Origin of the sequence: Nocardia cyriacigeorgica NBRC 100375 (assembly GCF_000308555.1) — a bacterium.
Classification (GTDB): Bacteria; Actinomycetota; Actinomycetes; order Mycobacteriales; family Mycobacteriaceae; genus Nocardia; species Nocardia cyriacigeorgica.
The window spans coordinates 65186-80986 of sequence record NZ_BAFY01000328.1; the positions used below are offsets into that span (position 1 = coordinate 65186).

General features: G+C 67.6%; 15 protein-coding genes and 1 pseudogene. All 16 read right to left on the reverse strand.

Going from position 1 to position 15801, the window contains the following annotated elements:
* Nucleotides 1–74: 74 nt before the first annotated feature.
* Nucleotides 75–1058, reverse strand: a pseudogene (locus tag RJ05_RS33215) (DUF8426 domain-containing protein); the annotation flags it as partial.
* Between the two features lie 45 nt (nt 1059–1103).
* Nucleotides 1104–1658 carry an AAA domain-containing protein gene (locus tag RJ05_RS32705; protein ID WP_249040521.1) on the reverse strand — a complete coding sequence of 185 codons (555 nt, stop codon included), beginning with the start codon at nt 1656–1658 and terminating at the stop codon, nt 1104–1106.
* Nucleotides 1583–2398: an AAA family ATPase gene (locus RJ05_RS32710; RefSeq protein WP_249040522.1), complete on the reverse strand. Its 816-nt coding sequence runs from the start codon at nt 2396–2398 to the stop codon at nt 1583–1585. The genes RJ05_RS32705 and RJ05_RS32710 overlap by 76 nt, the downstream gene beginning before the upstream one ends.
* A 129-nt stretch (nt 2399–2527) precedes the next feature.
* Nucleotides 2528–4054 carry a hypothetical protein gene (locus RJ05_RS29080; RefSeq protein WP_036543470.1) on the reverse strand — a complete coding sequence of 509 codons (1527 nt, stop codon included), beginning with the start codon at nt 4052–4054 and terminating at the stop codon, nt 2528–2530.
* Nucleotides 4051–5136: a hypothetical protein gene (locus RJ05_RS29085; protein ID WP_036543473.1), complete on the reverse strand. Its 1086-nt coding sequence runs from the start codon at nt 5134–5136 to the stop codon at nt 4051–4053. The genes RJ05_RS29080 and RJ05_RS29085 overlap by 4 nt, the downstream gene beginning before the upstream one ends.
* Nucleotides 5133–5915 carry a coiled-coil domain-containing protein gene (locus RJ05_RS29090; protein WP_036543476.1) on the reverse strand — a complete coding sequence of 261 codons (783 nt, stop codon included), beginning with the start codon at nt 5913–5915 and terminating at the stop codon, nt 5133–5135. The genes RJ05_RS29085 and RJ05_RS29090 overlap by 4 nt, the downstream gene beginning before the upstream one ends.
* A gap of 150 nt (nt 5916–6065) precedes the next feature.
* Nucleotides 6066–7478, reverse strand: a complete 1413-nt coding sequence (locus tag RJ05_RS29095) for a wax ester/triacylglycerol synthase family O-acyltransferase (protein WP_036543478.1) — start codon at nt 7476–7478, stop codon at nt 6066–6068.
* Nucleotides 7478–8491 (reverse strand): alpha/beta hydrolase, encoded by a 1014-nt coding sequence (locus RJ05_RS29100; RefSeq protein WP_255220979.1) that lies wholly within the window; start codon nt 8489–8491, stop codon nt 7478–7480. Before RJ05_RS29100 ends, RJ05_RS29095 begins: the two co-directional genes overlap by 1 nt.
* Nucleotides 8492–8758: 267 nt before the next feature.
* Nucleotides 8759–8881: a hypothetical protein gene (locus tag RJ05_RS32715; RefSeq protein WP_255220980.1), complete on the reverse strand. Its 123-nt coding sequence runs from the start codon at nt 8879–8881 to the stop codon at nt 8759–8761.
* A gap of 228 nt (nt 8882–9109) precedes the next feature.
* Nucleotides 9110–10288 carry an ABC transporter permease gene (locus RJ05_RS29105; protein ID WP_036543482.1) on the reverse strand — a complete coding sequence of 393 codons (1179 nt, stop codon included), beginning with the start codon at nt 10286–10288 and terminating at the stop codon, nt 9110–9112.
* Nucleotides 10285–11163, reverse strand: coding sequence for an ABC transporter ATP-binding protein (locus tag RJ05_RS29110; RefSeq protein ID WP_036543484.1), 879 nt, complete (start codon nt 11161–11163; stop codon nt 10285–10287). The genes RJ05_RS29105 and RJ05_RS29110 overlap by 4 nt, the downstream gene beginning before the upstream one ends.
* 185 nt (nt 11164–11348) lie before the next feature.
* Nucleotides 11349–12365: a lipoyl synthase gene (gene lipA, locus RJ05_RS29115; RefSeq protein ID WP_036543486.1), complete on the reverse strand. Its 1017-nt coding sequence runs from the start codon at nt 12363–12365 to the stop codon at nt 11349–11351.
* Entirely contained in the window at nt 12362–13126 is a 765-nt protein-coding gene (gene lipB, locus RJ05_RS29120; protein ID WP_036543547.1) for a lipoyl(octanoyl) transferase LipB, read from the reverse strand. The genes lipA and lipB overlap by 4 nt, the downstream gene beginning before the upstream one ends.
* A 10-nt stretch (nt 13127–13136) precedes the next feature.
* Entirely contained in the window at nt 13137–13724 is a 588-nt protein-coding gene (locus RJ05_RS29125) for a GNAT family N-acetyltransferase (protein WP_036543489.1), read from the reverse strand.
* Entirely contained in the window at nt 13721–14623 is a 903-nt protein-coding gene (locus tag RJ05_RS29130) for a TIGR01777 family oxidoreductase (RefSeq protein ID WP_036543492.1), read from the reverse strand. Before RJ05_RS29130 ends, RJ05_RS29125 begins: the two co-directional genes overlap by 4 nt.
* 15 nt (nt 14624–14638) lie before the next feature.
* A partial coding sequence (gene sucB / locus RJ05_RS29135; protein WP_036543550.1) for a 2-oxoglutarate dehydrogenase, E2 component, dihydrolipoamide succinyltransferase occupies nt 14639–15801 on the reverse strand: 1163 nt, incomplete at its 5' end.

Consider the following 15801-nt stretch of genomic DNA (forward strand, 5'->3'; position numbering starts at 1 on the left):
GGGACCTTGGCGAAGGTCGGCACCCAAGCGTTCTGCGGTTCCGCAAGGTCCTGGCTGAGCGAGGTGTCCCAGTCGACCGGGACAATATGCCGATATTCGGGGAGGTCCTCGTTGTAGTAATAACTGCCGGAAACGGTCCCGATGGCCAGTACGTGGGTCTTGCCGCGGTTGGCCACAATGCGATCACCGGGCTCCAGGTCGCGGAAAGCGAGGAGGTTACGGGCCTTGACCAAGTTGCCGCCGGGACGATCAGGCCAGTAAGTGTCGATCGCCTGCTTGAGTTCAGTGTCGCTGGTGTACTGGGCAAGATCCCCGACCTCGTCCCATCCGACGCGGATGTAGTTTTCGGCCAAGCAATCCGGCCAGTATCGGGCGTTTTCGCCCGGCGCGATCTTCCATACCACTCGGCTCTTGGGGCGAGGGTCGAAGTAGGCGTAGAGGAACCGTGCCACTTCACGGGACGTCAGTTCGCTCAACCCAGGATGGTCCTTGACGAGCACAGACAGATGCCTGTTGGCCCGCCACGCCGTTGCGTTCCGTTCCGGCGTGCCACCCAACAGGGAAATGAAAGCGCGCAGGTGTGGCCTGGAGTAGATCGGAAGAAAATGCTGGGGGTAATAGGCCGCCAGCGATTTGGTCACCAGGGCTTGGCCGGAGGTGAGCACATCGAGGTCATCGATGTCGTCGAAGGCTTCCCGTTCGGCAGCGTCGAAGGCCGCGACGAACTCGCCGCGAAGGCGTCCCCATGCCTCGTTCACGCCTAATCCGGCCAATTGCGCAGCCAATCGCCATTCGCCGGACTTGTGTCGGTAGATAATGTGCTTTCCGGCGCTGCCGCCGCCCAGGCTGCCGTATTCCGTTGCGATGAACTCGAGCATTCGGCAGTACGTCGGTTCTCCCGTCCGGTCGATGCCCAATGCGTACTGTTCGAGGCGCATGGTCGGCCATTGCTCCAGCGGGAAATGGTCGACAATCTGCTTGCGTTGCTGCTCTCCCTCTGCAATTCGCTCGGCGACCGTGGTGCGGTCGAATGAGGCAAGGGCGGTGTCCAGGTCCATGCGTTCCTCTGTATGTGGCGAAAGCGATGAATACACGTGAGTCGATCAATGAACAGGTGCTACGGAAATTCGATGCTCAGCAAGGTGACTCAACACCGACTGATTCGCCTCCCACCCATCCGGAAATTTCACCGGCACACCGAGATGCACCGGCTCCGCCGACGGATGCGCATCCAGCAGTTCGGGAATCCCGGCCCGGCCCACGACGATGCACGCGTGACGGTGCCGGGATGTGAGTACGCACAACCGGCCGGCCTCGAGGTGGAAGGCGCTGGCGTCGCGGCGGCCGGAGAGGGGGTGCAGGACGATCGTCACGTCGTACTCGCGGCCTTGGAGTCGGTTGGCGGTGTCGACGGTGATCGGTTCGCCGGGCGTGCCGCGTAGGGCGGATCGGATGGCATCGGCTTGGTCGCGGTGGGCGGTGCCGATGGCGATGCGTTCGGAGGTGACCGCGTGGGTGCCCTGTTCGGAGTGGGCGGTTGCGCCGCGTTCCAGGAGACGGCAGACCAAGGCGGTGATGGCGGCTACCGCTTCGCGGTCGGTGCGCAGCGTGTGCCGGGCGGGGAGTTCGTACCAGGCCCAGCCGGTTTCGGCGGCCACGTCCAGTGCCGTGTCGAGCCGCGGGTCGCGTATTCGAGGCGGCGTTGCTCGGGCTCGGTGCCGGCGCGGAACGGGGTGAACGGGTAGAAGGCGGCCGAGACGACGGAGGCCGCGGAGGCAGGCAGGCGCCAGGAGACGGGGAGGCGGTGGGGTTCCGGGAGGTCTGGGTTGTTGGCGAGCATGACGCTGACGGCGCTCATGGTGGGGTCCCAGGACAGGCCGGCCCAGCGGTCCACGTCGACTGTGGCGAAGGGGTCGAGTTGGCCGGGGTCGCCTACGAACAGTGCGCGGTCGAAGCGGTTGGCGATGCGTAGCAGCATGTCGGAGCGCATCTGGTAGGCCTCGTCGACGATGGCCCAGGACCAGGTGCCGTCGTCGACGGTGGCCCATTTGGCGGCGGTGCCGATGACGATGGCGCGGTCGGTGAGGTCGGTGTGCTTCTGGGCGATGCGGACGTTGGGGCGTTGGACGCGTTCGGATTCGGTGTAATTGGCGGCGGAGAGGCGGCCGATGCGCAGGGCCGGGTCGGCGGTGGCGAGGCGGTCGATGAGGTCGTCGACCTGCTCGTTGGTTTGGGCGACGATCATCTTTTGGGCGTCGTCTTCGGCGAGTTGGCGGGCGGCGCGGACGACGAGGGTGGATTTGCCCGCGCCGGGCGGGGAATCGACGACGAGGGCGCGGTGAGGTGGGTCGCGCAGGTCGTCGAGGATGTTGGTGACTACCTGGTCAGGGGTGGTCATGCTAGGGCCTCCGACGGTGAGCTGCGGGCGACGACGATCCGCGCCGGGGAATCGGAGAGCCGACACCGAACAATGGCGTCACTGGACAGTGCTTGTTGCCGGCGGCGAGCGGCAACGCGGCGAACCACCTCATGACCACTCCTCGGCGGGCTCGTCGGCAATCGGCACGTACTCTGGCGGCGGCCCACCGTGTGTCCACGGAGTTTCTTCGCGCGCAGGCAGTTTGGCCGGTGCGTTGAAGCTCGCGGGAGAGAAGCGGGCGAAACTCACGACTTCGCCGACTTCGGGGACGGAACCGGGTGGTGCGGTGAGGGCTCGGCCCATGCCGCCTTCGAGTTCGAGTACGAAGCTGTCGTCCTCGATGGCGACGACCTTGCCCTTCTGTTTCACCCGGTCGACGCTGAACACTGTTTCGTCAAGGGAAGCGCGGAAGGGGTCGTCGGTTCGGACCCGGATGTGCGGGCGCAGTTTGCGGCGGGAACCGCTGGTGTCGATGCGGTCTGGCTCGCTGTCGACCACCTCGCCACGGAAGGCTTCGCCGGCGAGGCGGCGTTCGATCATGACGCGCCGGTCGTCGAAGGCGCGTTCGGCTTCGAAGACGTCGAGGGCGCGTTCGCGGTCGAGCAGGCGGCGCACGGCCGGGACGGCGGAATCGCGGCGGGCCTGCGGGAACCCTTCGGGGATGTCGGCGGTGAAGCGGGAGAAGGCGGAGCGGTCGTTGAGCCAGCGACGGGCGACGCTCCCGCCTTCTCGTAGCGCGCGGAGTAAGTCGATGCCCTGCCACATGAGCTGCCAGGTGGGTTCGAGTTGGGCCCGCAGCGCACTTTCGAGCCGGTGCACGGCAACGGTTTTCGCTTCGTCACCAGCGGCCTTGTCGTAGGCGGCGATGAGTGGGGCCAGTTCCTCGTTGTCGAAGCCGGGGTCGGTGGCGGGACCCGCGGGAGGGCACCGCAGCGGGTCCTCGGCGCGGGCGGCGGCCTGTGGGCCGGTGAGGCCGTCGGGTGGGGCGATCCAGCCGAGCAGGGCGGCGAGATTGGCGTCTTCGAGTGCGGACTGGCCGGTGGCCCAATGCATGGCGAGCACGGTCGTCAGGGGCAGTAGGGCGCTGGAACCGGGATGTTCGGCGCGGTCGGCGAACCAGGTGAGCCAGCGGCCCAGCAGCGGCACCGATTCGGGCACGGCGTTGGGGCCCTCGATGGGCTGGAAACGGACGGCGCGGCCGAGCAAGCGGAGGAATTCGACGCCGCCGGTGTTGGGTACGAGCAGTTGCGGGGCGTCGTTGTAGCGCTTCCACTCTTGGGGCGCGTCCTCATCAGCCTGCTGTTCGGTTCCACCGCGGGACTTGATCGGCACCAATTCGAACGAGTCGGATTCGTCGGCGAACGACGAGATATACGGCAGCACACGGTCGGCGAGCTGCGCGATGAAACGCAGGCGCAGCACGCGGTCGCGAGGCTGCGGAACAATGAGGAATTCGACGTCATCAGGTGCGGTGCCGGTGAGCACGGCCAGCGGTGCGGCAGCCTCCCCGGCCAGCCGCAACGCAACCATGACCAGTGGACGGTCGGACAGGTGGACGTGGCAGACATCGGCGATGGGCTGGGCCCGTCCCGCCTGCGCGGCCTCGATTCGGGCGAGGGCGGTGAGCACACTCATCCGGCGATCTCCAACCGCAGGCGGTGCGCGATGCGCAGTTTCTCGGCGATATCGGCGTGCTCCGGTCCCGGAGTGAGAGTTCCTGCGGCCAGGCCGAGAACCGTGTCCATCTGGTCGATGCCGCCGACGTCATCGCAGACGCCACGGCCGAGGACATCGACCGAGCCATCGGCCAGCGCTTCGGCGCGGCACGCGAACGCCAGGTCGCAGGTGGACATGCATTCGGGCGCGTAGCGGGCCGGAATGGCGGACAGGGTGCTCTCGAGGTGCTCACCGGGCTCGAACGTGGCATCCGGTGGCAGCGTGTCGGTGAGGGCGGTGATGGCAGTGAGCCGGGAAAGCTGGCGGGAGATGACGGCGAGCTGTTTGCGCAGATCCACCTTCTCGGCCGTGGGGCGGTTGCTGAAGTCTTTGGTGCACACCAGGATCGCGGTGTCGGCGACCAGACCTGGTGACTCGCCGATCGCCGTCATCAGCTCGCGCAGCGCCAGCACGTAGACCGCGGACTGCCGGGCCGCGGAGGCGACCTGGACGGGATCGGCGCGGCCGTCCACGACCGGGAAGGATTTGATCTCCACGACGTGGAACTGGCCTTCGATCTGGAGCGCCACCACATCGGGCTCGAGGTAGGCGGGGACGCCCGCGATGTCCAGGCGCAGCATCGGATGGTCGAACAACGTGCCCGGACCGGACCGGATGGCGTCGGCCAGCAGCTGACGAGTGCGCTGGTAGCGAACCGTGTTGCCGGCGTTGTCGCCGACGGTCGCGAGATCGTGGTAGGCCACCTCGGGAAGTGTGAGGTCTAGCTTGTCCCGCAGCAGGGCGAGTAGTTCGGCGCAACCATTGGCCTTGACCATCGCCTCGAAGGCATTGCCGCGAGTGATGGCGAACTGCGACTGACCGAACCGCGGTGGATGGCCGAGGGCCTGCGCGATCGCGGCCTTGTCGACGGCGGCGGCGTCGAGCAGCGCGCGGCGTGCGCAGCCAGGGTTCGCCGTCAACGCCGCGATGGTGCGGGCGTTGTGCCGGGTAGTCGGTGCGGTGCCGCGCAGTTGGTCGAGTTTCGCTGTGAGAGTGGTCATCCGGCCTCACTACGACGGGTGGCGACGCCGAGTCGCGCACCGAACAATTGCGCGGCCGCGTCGTCGAGCTGACTGGCAGCGCGCTCGGCGGCCGCGGCACGATGACGGGAGTCTTCATCGAGATGGACTGCGAGTTCACCGCGAGCCGCCTCGATGACGGCGCTGGGATCTAGACGGTCCGGCCCGCCGCTGATGCCGGGTATCGACGTCGAAATCTGCCAGAGCACACGCTTGCCCGACACCGCGGTGTGCTGTTGCGAAGCAACGTGTTCGGCGAGGCGGATAGCGGCGGTCAGTAGATCGACACGCGGGCTCAGCGGCCCGACCATCCGCTTGGCAAGCGGCCAGGTGCTCACCGCGAGTAGTCCCCGTGCGGGGGCCAGTAGATCGGTTGTGAGTGCCGAGCAGACGTAGTACGGGCGTGAGAACGGCGCGGTGCGGAAGGAGCGTTCCTCGTCGCGCCGCAGGCTGGTCAACCTGGCCGGCACCAGCTCGCCCGAGAAGAACCCCGCGTGCACGGCCAAGACGAGCTTCGGCGCGGCCGGGACCGACAGCAGGGTGAGCGCGCGGTGCACGTGTTCTCGCACGGGCACGGTGGAGGCGACAGGTTGCGGCTCCGGCGTGGTGCCGAGAACGACTGCATCCCAAGAGTCCTCGGCTCGCCGTAGCTCGGCGCGCAGTTGTCGGGCCGTGGCGCGATCGCCGGTGGCTGCCGCGCGCCGGACTTCGGCTCGCAACGCCGCGATCTGTGCCTCCAGCTGTTCTGCTGACAGGGTCACGGGTGCACTATATCCAGCGATTCCAGCAAATGCCAGTATTTGCCAGTATTTGTGCGTGTTGGGGAGAGGGCCGCACTCACGGCAGCATGCTCGATATGTCGGTGGAACTCGCCTGGTTGTTTCGTGATCGCATAAATCGGGCGAGATGGACTACCGCTGGATAGCGGCGAACGATGCGATGAGAGCGCGGAACGAATCCAGCAGGAGTGCAGCGTAGTGATCCGGGTCGGGCATCGTCGTCGGGTCCGTGCTGAAGGAGATGACGATCTCGTCGCCCTGTGAGGTGATCAGGTGGCGTAGGCCGTCACCGTCCATTGTGGGAAGGACGCCGAAGATTCGGACGACCGGCCGGCCGCAGAATTCGAGGGCGGTGGCGACCGGGGGGACGTTGCTGATGGTGGTGTTGACCAGCGGAACGGTTTCGGCGGCCTCGAAGCTGCGCTGCGCGCGGGCCCAGCCGGCGAGGCGGAGGAGCCAGGAGGGGGAGGTTTCTACTCGTGATTCGGTGCGGAGGGTTGACGGCGCGGAGTTGCGGTGCTTTTCCGCGGTGGCGGATGCCCGGATTGCTTGAAGGCGTTCGACCGGGTCGGGGATGTCGGTGTGGAGGTCGACGTACATCTGGACCAGTTGGTTGGCGGAGGTCCAGGTGGTGAGGGGGCGCATGGACATGGGGACCATGGCGGCTAGGGAATCGGTAGGGAGTTCGTCCTTTTCGGACAGGTAAGTGGATAGGGCGCCGGAGATTGCCGCCAGCATCAGGTCGTTCAGGGTGATGCGGGTGGGGCTGTTGGCTTTGGCTTTCAGGACCTCCGCCAAGGGGAGGGTGACCAGGTCGAAGGTGAGGGGGTGGTGGATGGGGCGGTTGAAGCCGGTGGCGGGGCGGTGGGGGAGGGGTTGTTCGATGGAGTGGGTGGGGGTTTCGGTGGCGGTGGAGCGGGTGCGGTGCAGGCCGGTCGCGAAGCGGAGGGTGCCGAGGGTGAGGGCGTCGGCGGTGTTGAGGGCGGTGGTGGGGGTGGGCCAGCGGGGGTCTAGTTGGGCGGGTGGTGGGAGTGGTGCGTCGCCGAAGAGTTTGAGTTCGAGTTCTCGGGTGGCTACGCCGTCGCCGACGCTGTGGTGGAACTTCAGGACTACGAAGGTGGTTTCGCCAGCGAGGCCGGGAACCTCGCGGACTCGGTCCATCACGTGGATTTCCCACGGGGGACGGGAGAGATCCATTCGGGTGGAGGTTATTTCGGCGATCGCATGGCGCACATCGGACCACGTGCCCGGATTAGTGAGGGTGACATGGTCGCGCAGGTCGAGGATCGGATCGGGGACCCAGTAGGGGAGGTCGAGATCCAGCGGGAGGCGTTGTAGCCGACGGTGGAAGAGTTTGGCATGGCCCAGCCGGGCCTGGACCCAATCGAGCACCTGATCCGTAGTCAGAGGGTCGGCGTCGGACGCGTCGAAGGCGTAGACGGCGACGATGTTCGACAGGTGGCGGTCGGTTTCGTCGTAGACGAAGACCGCGTCGCGGGGGTGCAGCCGTTCAGCGGTGAAACGGAGCGGGCGAACGGGATTCATCAGGCCCCGATCGATTGGGCGATCATCGGCCAGGAGTCGTGCAGGTCGTCTTGCCAGTAGCCCCAGGAGTGGGTGCCCATCGGGCGGATGTTGTAGGTGATGTTGGTGCGGCCGAGTTCGGCGGTTCGCTGGGCCAGGCGGGTGGTGCAGAAGTTGGTGGCTGCCTCGATGGTGCCGCCGACGAGGGTTTGGTTGAGGAGTTTGCGGGTGTCGTTGTCGAGGCGGGCGTTGGCGAGGGTGTCGTGGATGCCGGGGAAGCCGCTGCCGCTGGAGATGTACATGGGGATGTCGGGCAGGCGGTGGGCTTGTAGGTAGGGGTCGTGTTCGCGCCACTGGTCGCTGTCGAAGGGGCCCCACATGTTCTCGGCTTCGCCGCCGCCCATGTCGATGACGGTTTTGACGAAGGCCTGGCCGATGGGGTCGCTGGTCATCGCGCAGCCGCTGTAGGCCGCGGCGCTGCGGTAGAGGGTGGGGGACTGGATGGTGAGGTCGAGGACGGAGGTGCCTGCCATGGAGATGCCGGCGAGGGCGTTGACGCCGGTGGTGCCGAAAGTCGAATCGACTACGGGTGGAAGCTCTTTGGTGAGGAAGGTGGCCCACATGTTGCGGCCGTTGTTCTCCAGGGTTTCGGCCAGGCCCTCGTCGGGTGCGAGCCAATCGGTGTAGTAGCTGAACGCGCCTTCCATCGGGATGACGACGTTGACGTGTTTGTCGGCGAAGAACTCGACGGCATCGGTCTGGCCGAACCAGTTGGCCGCGTCCTCGCCGCCGCCGGCACCGTTGAGCAGGTACAGGGTCGGCGCGGGAGTGTGCGTGTCTTTGGGGCGCAGTACTTTCAGCGCGATCGAGCGTTGCATGGACGGCGAGAAGACTTTGATCTCGACCAACTGGCCGACGTCGTCCGAGGTGCTCACAACCACCGCGCCCGGGGCGGCGGACGCCGTTGTGCCGCCGACGGCGAGTGGCATCGACATGAGTGCGAAAGCGCATACGGCCGAGGTGATTCCGCGCATGCTGCCAAGGTTCATCGTCAACTACCGATCACATGAAGATCGGGGACACCCGCGTATGCGGGCGCCCCCGGATCGTGGCCTGGGGATTACTTGCCGGGGGCAGGCGTGCCGCCGCTCAGGGTGATCAGCGCGTTCACGATGTTGGTGCCGTGCTCGCCGAGGCTCGCGGTACCCATGCCCAGAATGTCGATGAGCGATCCCATGGTCTTCTCCTAGCGTTCGTACAGGTCGAGCCCGGTGGGCCCGGTTGGGTGAGATGCCTGGCGGTCAGGCGATGAAGGTCTTGAGGCCCTCGAGCGAGCCGAGGAAGACGTCGAGCAGGCCGTCACCGGCCACGGCGGAGCCGAGCGCGGGAATCATTGCGCCGATCAGGTCGCTGAGCGAACCCATAGCGAATCTCCTTCTATGAGACTTGGTGCGAAACCTCTCGGGGCATGCGGAACCGAATCGAGAGGTAGGTCACGTAAAGGTCTCTACTGTGACGTGGGCAACATAGCAAGCGACCGTTTGTGTTGACAAGGGGTTGTTTCACACTTTGTCGGGTCATGGGATGTACTGGCAGCTCAGCGAGCTGAAGAGCAGGTCACGCCCCATGAATTGGGGGCACAGACGGCGGATTCAGTCCTCGACGGCGAGGGCCTGGCGGAAGGTGAGGCGGCGCTGGGTCTGCATCAGGGAACGGCGGTAGACCTTCTCCGCGACGATCACGATGCCGTAGGTGGCGACCGCCATCAGGGCCAACGCGACGATCGGCTCCCACCAGGCGGCGGTTCCCTCGGCGAGCCGGGCGGGCATGGCAACGATCGACACGATGGGCGCATAGGACGCCACGACACGCGCTGTACCAGACAGGAAAATTCCAGCAAACAACACGATCATGACGAACATGGTCATCGGCGTGGCCGTGGACTGGAGATCCTCGCTGCGGGTGGCCAGCGATCCGGCGACCGCCCACAGCCCGGCCAGCGCCAGGAATCCGACGACGAAGAAGATGACGAACCAGCCGGCGGCACCGGCGATCTGCCCGACTTGCCCGGCCCGGCCGGTGGCGGCCAAACCGATCAGGCCGGCGACGACGAACAGGGTGAGCTGGGCGAACGCCAGCACGGTATTGCCAGCGACCTTGCCGATCAGCAACTGGCGCACCGGGATCGCGCTGGCCAGGATCTCGACGATCCGGTTCTGCTTCTCCTCCACCACGCTCTGCGCGATGGACATGCCGAACAGGATCGACGACAGGTAGAACAGGAACGCGAACACGAACGCGACGATGGTGGCGAGCCCGGCGTCGACGGCAGCTTCGTCGAGCAGGTCGTAGCTGACGGCGCTGCCGCGGGCGAGTTGTTCGAGGGTGACGCCGGCGGCGGTGGCATTGTGCTCCAACGCGATCTGCTGCGCGGCGGCGGTGACGTAGGTCTTGACGTCGTCGTTCTCGGAGGTGTCGCCGACCAGTCGCCAGCCGCTGGGGACGGCGAGCAAACCGGCGTCGACCGTGCCGTCGCGCACCTGCTGCTCGAGCGCGGCTTCGTCGGCGACGCGGTGTGCGGTGAAGTCGACGTCGGCGTCGGCGTGGTCGGCGATGATGTCGGCGGTGCTGATGACCTGACCGGCGGCGGGATCGAGGATCGCCACCTCGATCTTGTCGGTGCGGCTGGTCAGGAAACCGCTGACGGCCAGCGACGCCACGATCGCCACGATCGTGATGACGGTCGAGATCAGGAAGTTCCGGTCACGCAGTTTCACCGCGATCTCGCGCTGCGCGACGATCCGCCAGGCGCGTCGGGGAGCGGTACTCATGCGGTCACCTCGCGGAAGATCTCGGCAACGGACGGTCGGACCTCGGCCAATTCGTGCACCGAGCCGCGGGTGAGGGCTTCGGTGAGCAGCGCGTCGGTGGTGATGCCGTCCAGCTCCAGCAGGGCAGTCGAACCGTTGCTCTCCACGACCCGCACGCCGCCGAATTCATGCAGCCAGCCGGTGTCGCCGCTGACCCGCAGCCGATGCCGGACGGGGCCGGCGGCGCGCAGCTGCTCGGCCGAACCATCCGCGACGACGCGGCCTTTCGCGAGGATCACCAGGTGGTCGCAGAGCCGCTCCACGAGGTCGAGTTGGTGCGAAGAGAACAGCACCGGCACGCCGCGGGCGGCGTACTGTCCCAGCAGGTCGGCCATGGAGTCGACGGCTACCGGGTCCAAGCCGGAGAACGGTTCGTCGAGGATCAGCGCGGTGGGATGGGCGATGAGGGCCGCCGCGATCTGGACGCGCTGCTGATTGCCGAGGGACAGCGACTCGAGTTTGTCGGTGCCGCGATCCTGGAGGGAGAACCGTTCCAGCAGATCAGCGGCTTGCTGTCTGGCTTCCGATGCGGAAAGGCCGCGCAGGCGAGCGAGATAGACGAGCTGATCGCGCACCGGTTGTTTCGGGTAGAGACCGCGTTCCTCCGGCATGTAGCCGAACGAACGACGGTCATCTGCGGTGACCGGGCGGCCGTTCCAGGTGATCTCGCCGCCGTGCGCGGCGAGGACGCCCATGATCATGCGCATCGTGGTGGTCTTGCCCGCGCCGTTGGCGCCGACGAAGCCGGACATCGTGCCCGGGGCGACGGCGAAGGAGACGTCGTCCACGGCGGTGTTGTCGCCGAATCTGCGCACCAGGTGTGCGACTTCCAGCATCTGGGATCCCCACTTCGTCGACCGGTGATGGCGCTACGAACTCCGAGTTCGAGGGTACTGGGTGGAATCCGGTGTGCCCGGCGCTGGAATGCGACCGGGCGGGTGCCGGTGGAGGTGGCGGCGGAGAGCCTGCCCGCCGACAAGCCTTGACTGCCACGGCCATAGGTGACGACGCGCGCCTGAGGTCAGCTGCCGAAGCGGGCCAGCACCGAGCTGGCTTCCTGCGACGCCGTACCTTCCTCCGCGAGGTGTGCCATCGCCGGGGCGATCTCGCGTCCGTGGTGCGCCATCGCCTGCGCGTACAGCCGTCCGGCGCGGTACGAGGAACGCACCAGCGGCCCGGCCATGACGCCGGCGAAACCGATCTCCTCGGCCACCTTCGAATGCTCCACGAACTCCTCCGGCTTCACCCAGCGATCGACCGGATGGTGGCGGGGGGAGGGGCGCAGGTATTGGGTGATAGTGAGGATGTCGCAGCCGGCTTCGTGCAAGTCGCGCATGGCCTGGGTGACCTCTTCCGGGGTCTCGCCCATGCCGAGGATCAGGTTGGACTTGGTGACCAGACCGGCGTCGCGGGCGGCGGTGAGCACTTCCAGCGAACGCTCGTAGCGGAAGGCCGGGCGGATGCGCTTGAAGACGCGGGGCACGGTTTCCAGGTTGTGCGCCAGCACCTCGGGGCGCGAGGAGAAGACCTCGGCGAGCTGGTCGGGCTTGGCGTTGAAATCGGGGATCAGTAGTTCGACGCCGGTGTTCGGGTTGAGCGCCTTGATGGCGCGCACGGTTTCGGCGTAGAGCCAGGCGCCGCCGTCGTCGAGGTCGTCGCGGGCGACGCCGGTGATGGTGGAGTAGCGCAGCCCCATGGCCTGCACGCTCTCGGCGACCCGGCGGGGTTCGTCCCGATCGAGCGCGGCGGGCTTGCCGGTGTCGATCTGGCAGAAATCGCAGCGGCGGGTGCACTGTTCACCGCCGATGAGGAAGGTGGCTTCGCGGTCTTCCCAGCATTCGAAGATGTTCGGACAACCGGCTTCTTCGCAGACGGTGTGCAGGCCTTCGCGTTTCACCAAGCCCTTGAGCTCGGAGTATTCGGGGCCCATGGTGGCGCGGGTGCGGATCCACTTGGGCTTGCGCTCGATCGGGGTCTCCGCGTTGCGCGCCTCGATGCGCAGCAGCTTTCGGCCTGCCGGTGCTTGTGCTGAGGTCACGAGTTCGACCTTACGCCGGTGGGATCGGCGGATGCGCCTGCCGTATCCCCGGGTGTGAGATGTTCGATAACGTGCGGTTGAACGGGAATTTCTCCGTTCAACGCGGCAACAATCGCTTCGGCGACCAGCGGGCGTACTTCGTCGACGGTGACGTCGCGGCCCAGCTCACGCGAGAGCGTGGTGACACCGGCGTCGCGGATGCCGCACGGAATGATCGCGCTGAAGCCTTCCATGCCGGAATTGCAGTTGAGCGAGATGCCGTGCAGGGCGACCCCGCGCTGCACGCGCACGCCGATGGCGGCGATCTTGCGTTCGGCGAGCGGGCCGGCGGCGGGCAGCCAGACCCCGGAGCGGCCCTCGACGCGGCCACAGATGACGCCGAGACCGGTGCACACGGTGATCAATGCTTCTTCGAGGCGACGCACGTAATCGACGACGTCCACGGGCTCGGCGAGCCGGATGATCGGGTAGCCGACCAGCTGGCCCGGCCCGTGCCAGGTGATCTTGCCGCCGCGATCCACCTCGACCACCGGGCTGCCGTCGATGGGCAGGTCCTCGGCTTCGGTGCGGCGGCCGGCGGTGAACACCGACGGGTGTTCCAGCAGCAGCAGATGGTCGGCACCGAGCCCCTCGGCGCGCTGAGCGGCCAGCTCGCGTTGGCGATCCCAGGCCTGGTGATAGTCGATGAGCCCCAGGTTCTCCACGACGACGGGTGTGGTGTCGAAGCGAGCCGACCGGGTGACGGAGCGCGTGTGGTTCACGATCACGACGTTACGCCAGTCGCTGCGGGCCGGACGCGGGCGTGTCGTCGGTGCCGGCCGGCCACAACGCGGGATCGCCCAGACCGATCGTCAGCTGCATCAGCGTGAGGTCGAGCCATCGGCCGAACTTGATGCCGACCTGGGGCAGCACGCCGACGGTGCGGAAGCCGAAACGTTCGTGCAGCGCGATCGAGCCGGTGTTGCCGGCTTCGATGGCCGCGACCATGACGTGCACGTCACCGGCGGCGCGTGCCCGGGCGATCAGCTCGGTCAGCAGCGCCGAGGCGATGCCGCGGCGGTGGAAGCGGTCGGCGACGTACACCGAATTCTCCACGGTGTGCCGGTATCCGGACTTCGGCCGCCAGCTGCCGTAGCTGGCGTATCCGGCGAGTTCGCCGTCGACTTCGGCGATCAGCACCGGACGTCCGGCGCCGGTGCGTTCACGCAGCCAGATTCGTCGTTCGTCGAGGCCGACGAGTTCTTCGTCCCAGATGGCGGTGGTTTCGGCGATGGCGCGGTTGTGGATGTCGAGGATCGCCAGCAGATCACCATCGGTGGCGTCCCGGATGAGAGTGTCGGAGCGGGTGCCCAGCGTCATCGATGATTACCGCCCACCGCGGCCGCGAGCGCCGCGCCGATGGTGGGGTGCTGGAACTGATAGCCCGCCGCCTCCAGGACGGTGGGAATCGCACGCGGGCCGTGCAGGATTCCCTCCTGCGCGAATTCGCCGAGGACCGCGCGCAGCGCGAACGCGGGCACGACCATCGGGGTCGGCCGGTGCACGGCACGGCCGAGGGCGCGGTTGAACTCGGCATTGGTGACCGGCGCCGGACCGCAGGAGTTGATCGGCCCGGAGACGGCGTCGTTGTTCAGCGCGAACAGGATCGCGCCGATCTCGTCGTCCAGCGAGATCCACGGCGTGTATTGGCGGCCGTTGCCGAGCCGCCCACCCAGCCCGAGCTGGTAGAGCGGCTTCAACATGCCGAGCATGCCGCCGTTGCGGGCCAGCACCACCGCGCTGCGCAACAGCACGGTGCGGGTGCCCGCGGCGCTGGCGGGCCGGGTGGCGGCTTCCCAGTCCCGGCACAGGGTGGCCAGGAAACCGGTTCCCGGCGGGGTGGATTCCTCCACCACCTTGTTGCCGGTGTCGCCGCCGTAGATGTGCACGCCGCTGGCGTTGATCAGCACCGGCACCCCGGCGGAGGCGATGGCGCCGGCCAGCACGTCGGTCGGGGTGATCCGGCTGTCGCGCAGCTCCTGCTTGTAGCTGCCGGTCCAGCGGCGGCCGCCGATGCTCGCGCCGCACAGATTCACCACGGCATCGGCGCCGCGCAACGCCTGCTCGTCCAGATCGGCACGGGCGGGATCCCAGACGTACTCGTCCGCCGCGGCGGCCGGACGGCGCACCAAGCGGACGACCTGGTGCCCGTCGCGGCGCAATGCCGCGACGAGCGCCGTCCCGATCAATCCGGACGAGCCGGCGATCACGACCTTCATGCGTGACCTTCCCGGTTACAGGCCGAGGTCAGCCTCGAACGCCGCCTCTTCGAGCCGGTGCCGGATCGTGGTGAGGAAACGACCCGCGTCGGCGCCGTCGATGAGGCGGTGATCGTAGGTCAGCGGCAGGTAGCACATCGAGCGGACACCGATCGACTCGTTGCCGGTCTCATCGGTGACCACGACCGGGCGCTTGACGATCGCGCCGGTGCCGAGCATGGCCGCCTGCGGCGGAACCAGGATCGGGGTGTCGAACAGCGCGCCCTGGCTGCCGATGTTGGTGATGGTGAAGGTGCCACCGGCCAGCTCGTCGGGCTTGAGGCCACCGTTGCGGGCACGATCGGCGATATCGGCGATGGCGCGCGCCAGCCCGGCCAGCGACAGATCGCTGGCGTTGTGGATCACCGGGGAGAGCAGGCCCTGCTCGGTGTCCACGGCGATGCCCAGGTGCACCGCGGCGTGGTAGGTGATCTCCTTGGAGCCTTCGTCGTAGCTGGCGTTGACATTCGGGTGCACACCGAGCGCCTCGACCACGGCCTTGGCGAAGAACGGCAGGAACGTCAGGTTGACGCCCTCGCGCTCCTTGAACGCCGCCTTGGCCTGCGCCCGCAGGGCCGCGATCTTGGTGACGTCGGCCTCGTGGACCTGGGTCAGCTGCGCGGTGGTCTGCAACGATTCCCGCGTCTTGGTCGCGGTGATCTGGCGGATCCGGTTGGCCTTCTGGGTGGTGCCACGCAGGTGGGCCAGTTCCGGTTTCGCGGCGGCCGGCGCCTTCGCGGCCGGGGCAGCCTTGGCGGGCGCGGCGGCGGCCGGCGCCGGGGCCTTCTTCGCCTCGGCGGCGGCGAGCACGTCCTGCTTGCGGATGCGGCCACCGACACCGGAACCGGTGAGGGAGGACAGGTCGACGCCGTTCTCCTCGGCCAGCTTGCGCACCAGCGGGGTGACATATGGCGTGGCGCCGTTGGCAGCCGGGGCAGGTGCCGCCGCGGCCGGGGCCTGCGCGGGCGCGGGCTTCGGAGCCGGAGCGGGCTGCGGGGCCGGTGCGGGCTTGGGCTCGGGAGCCGGTGCCGGGGCGGGCTGCGGGGCAGCGGCGGCCGGCGCAGGCTCGGGCTTGGGTTCGGGCTTGGGCTCAGGAGCCGGCGCGGGAGCCGGAGCCGGCGTGGCGGCGGGCGAACCGC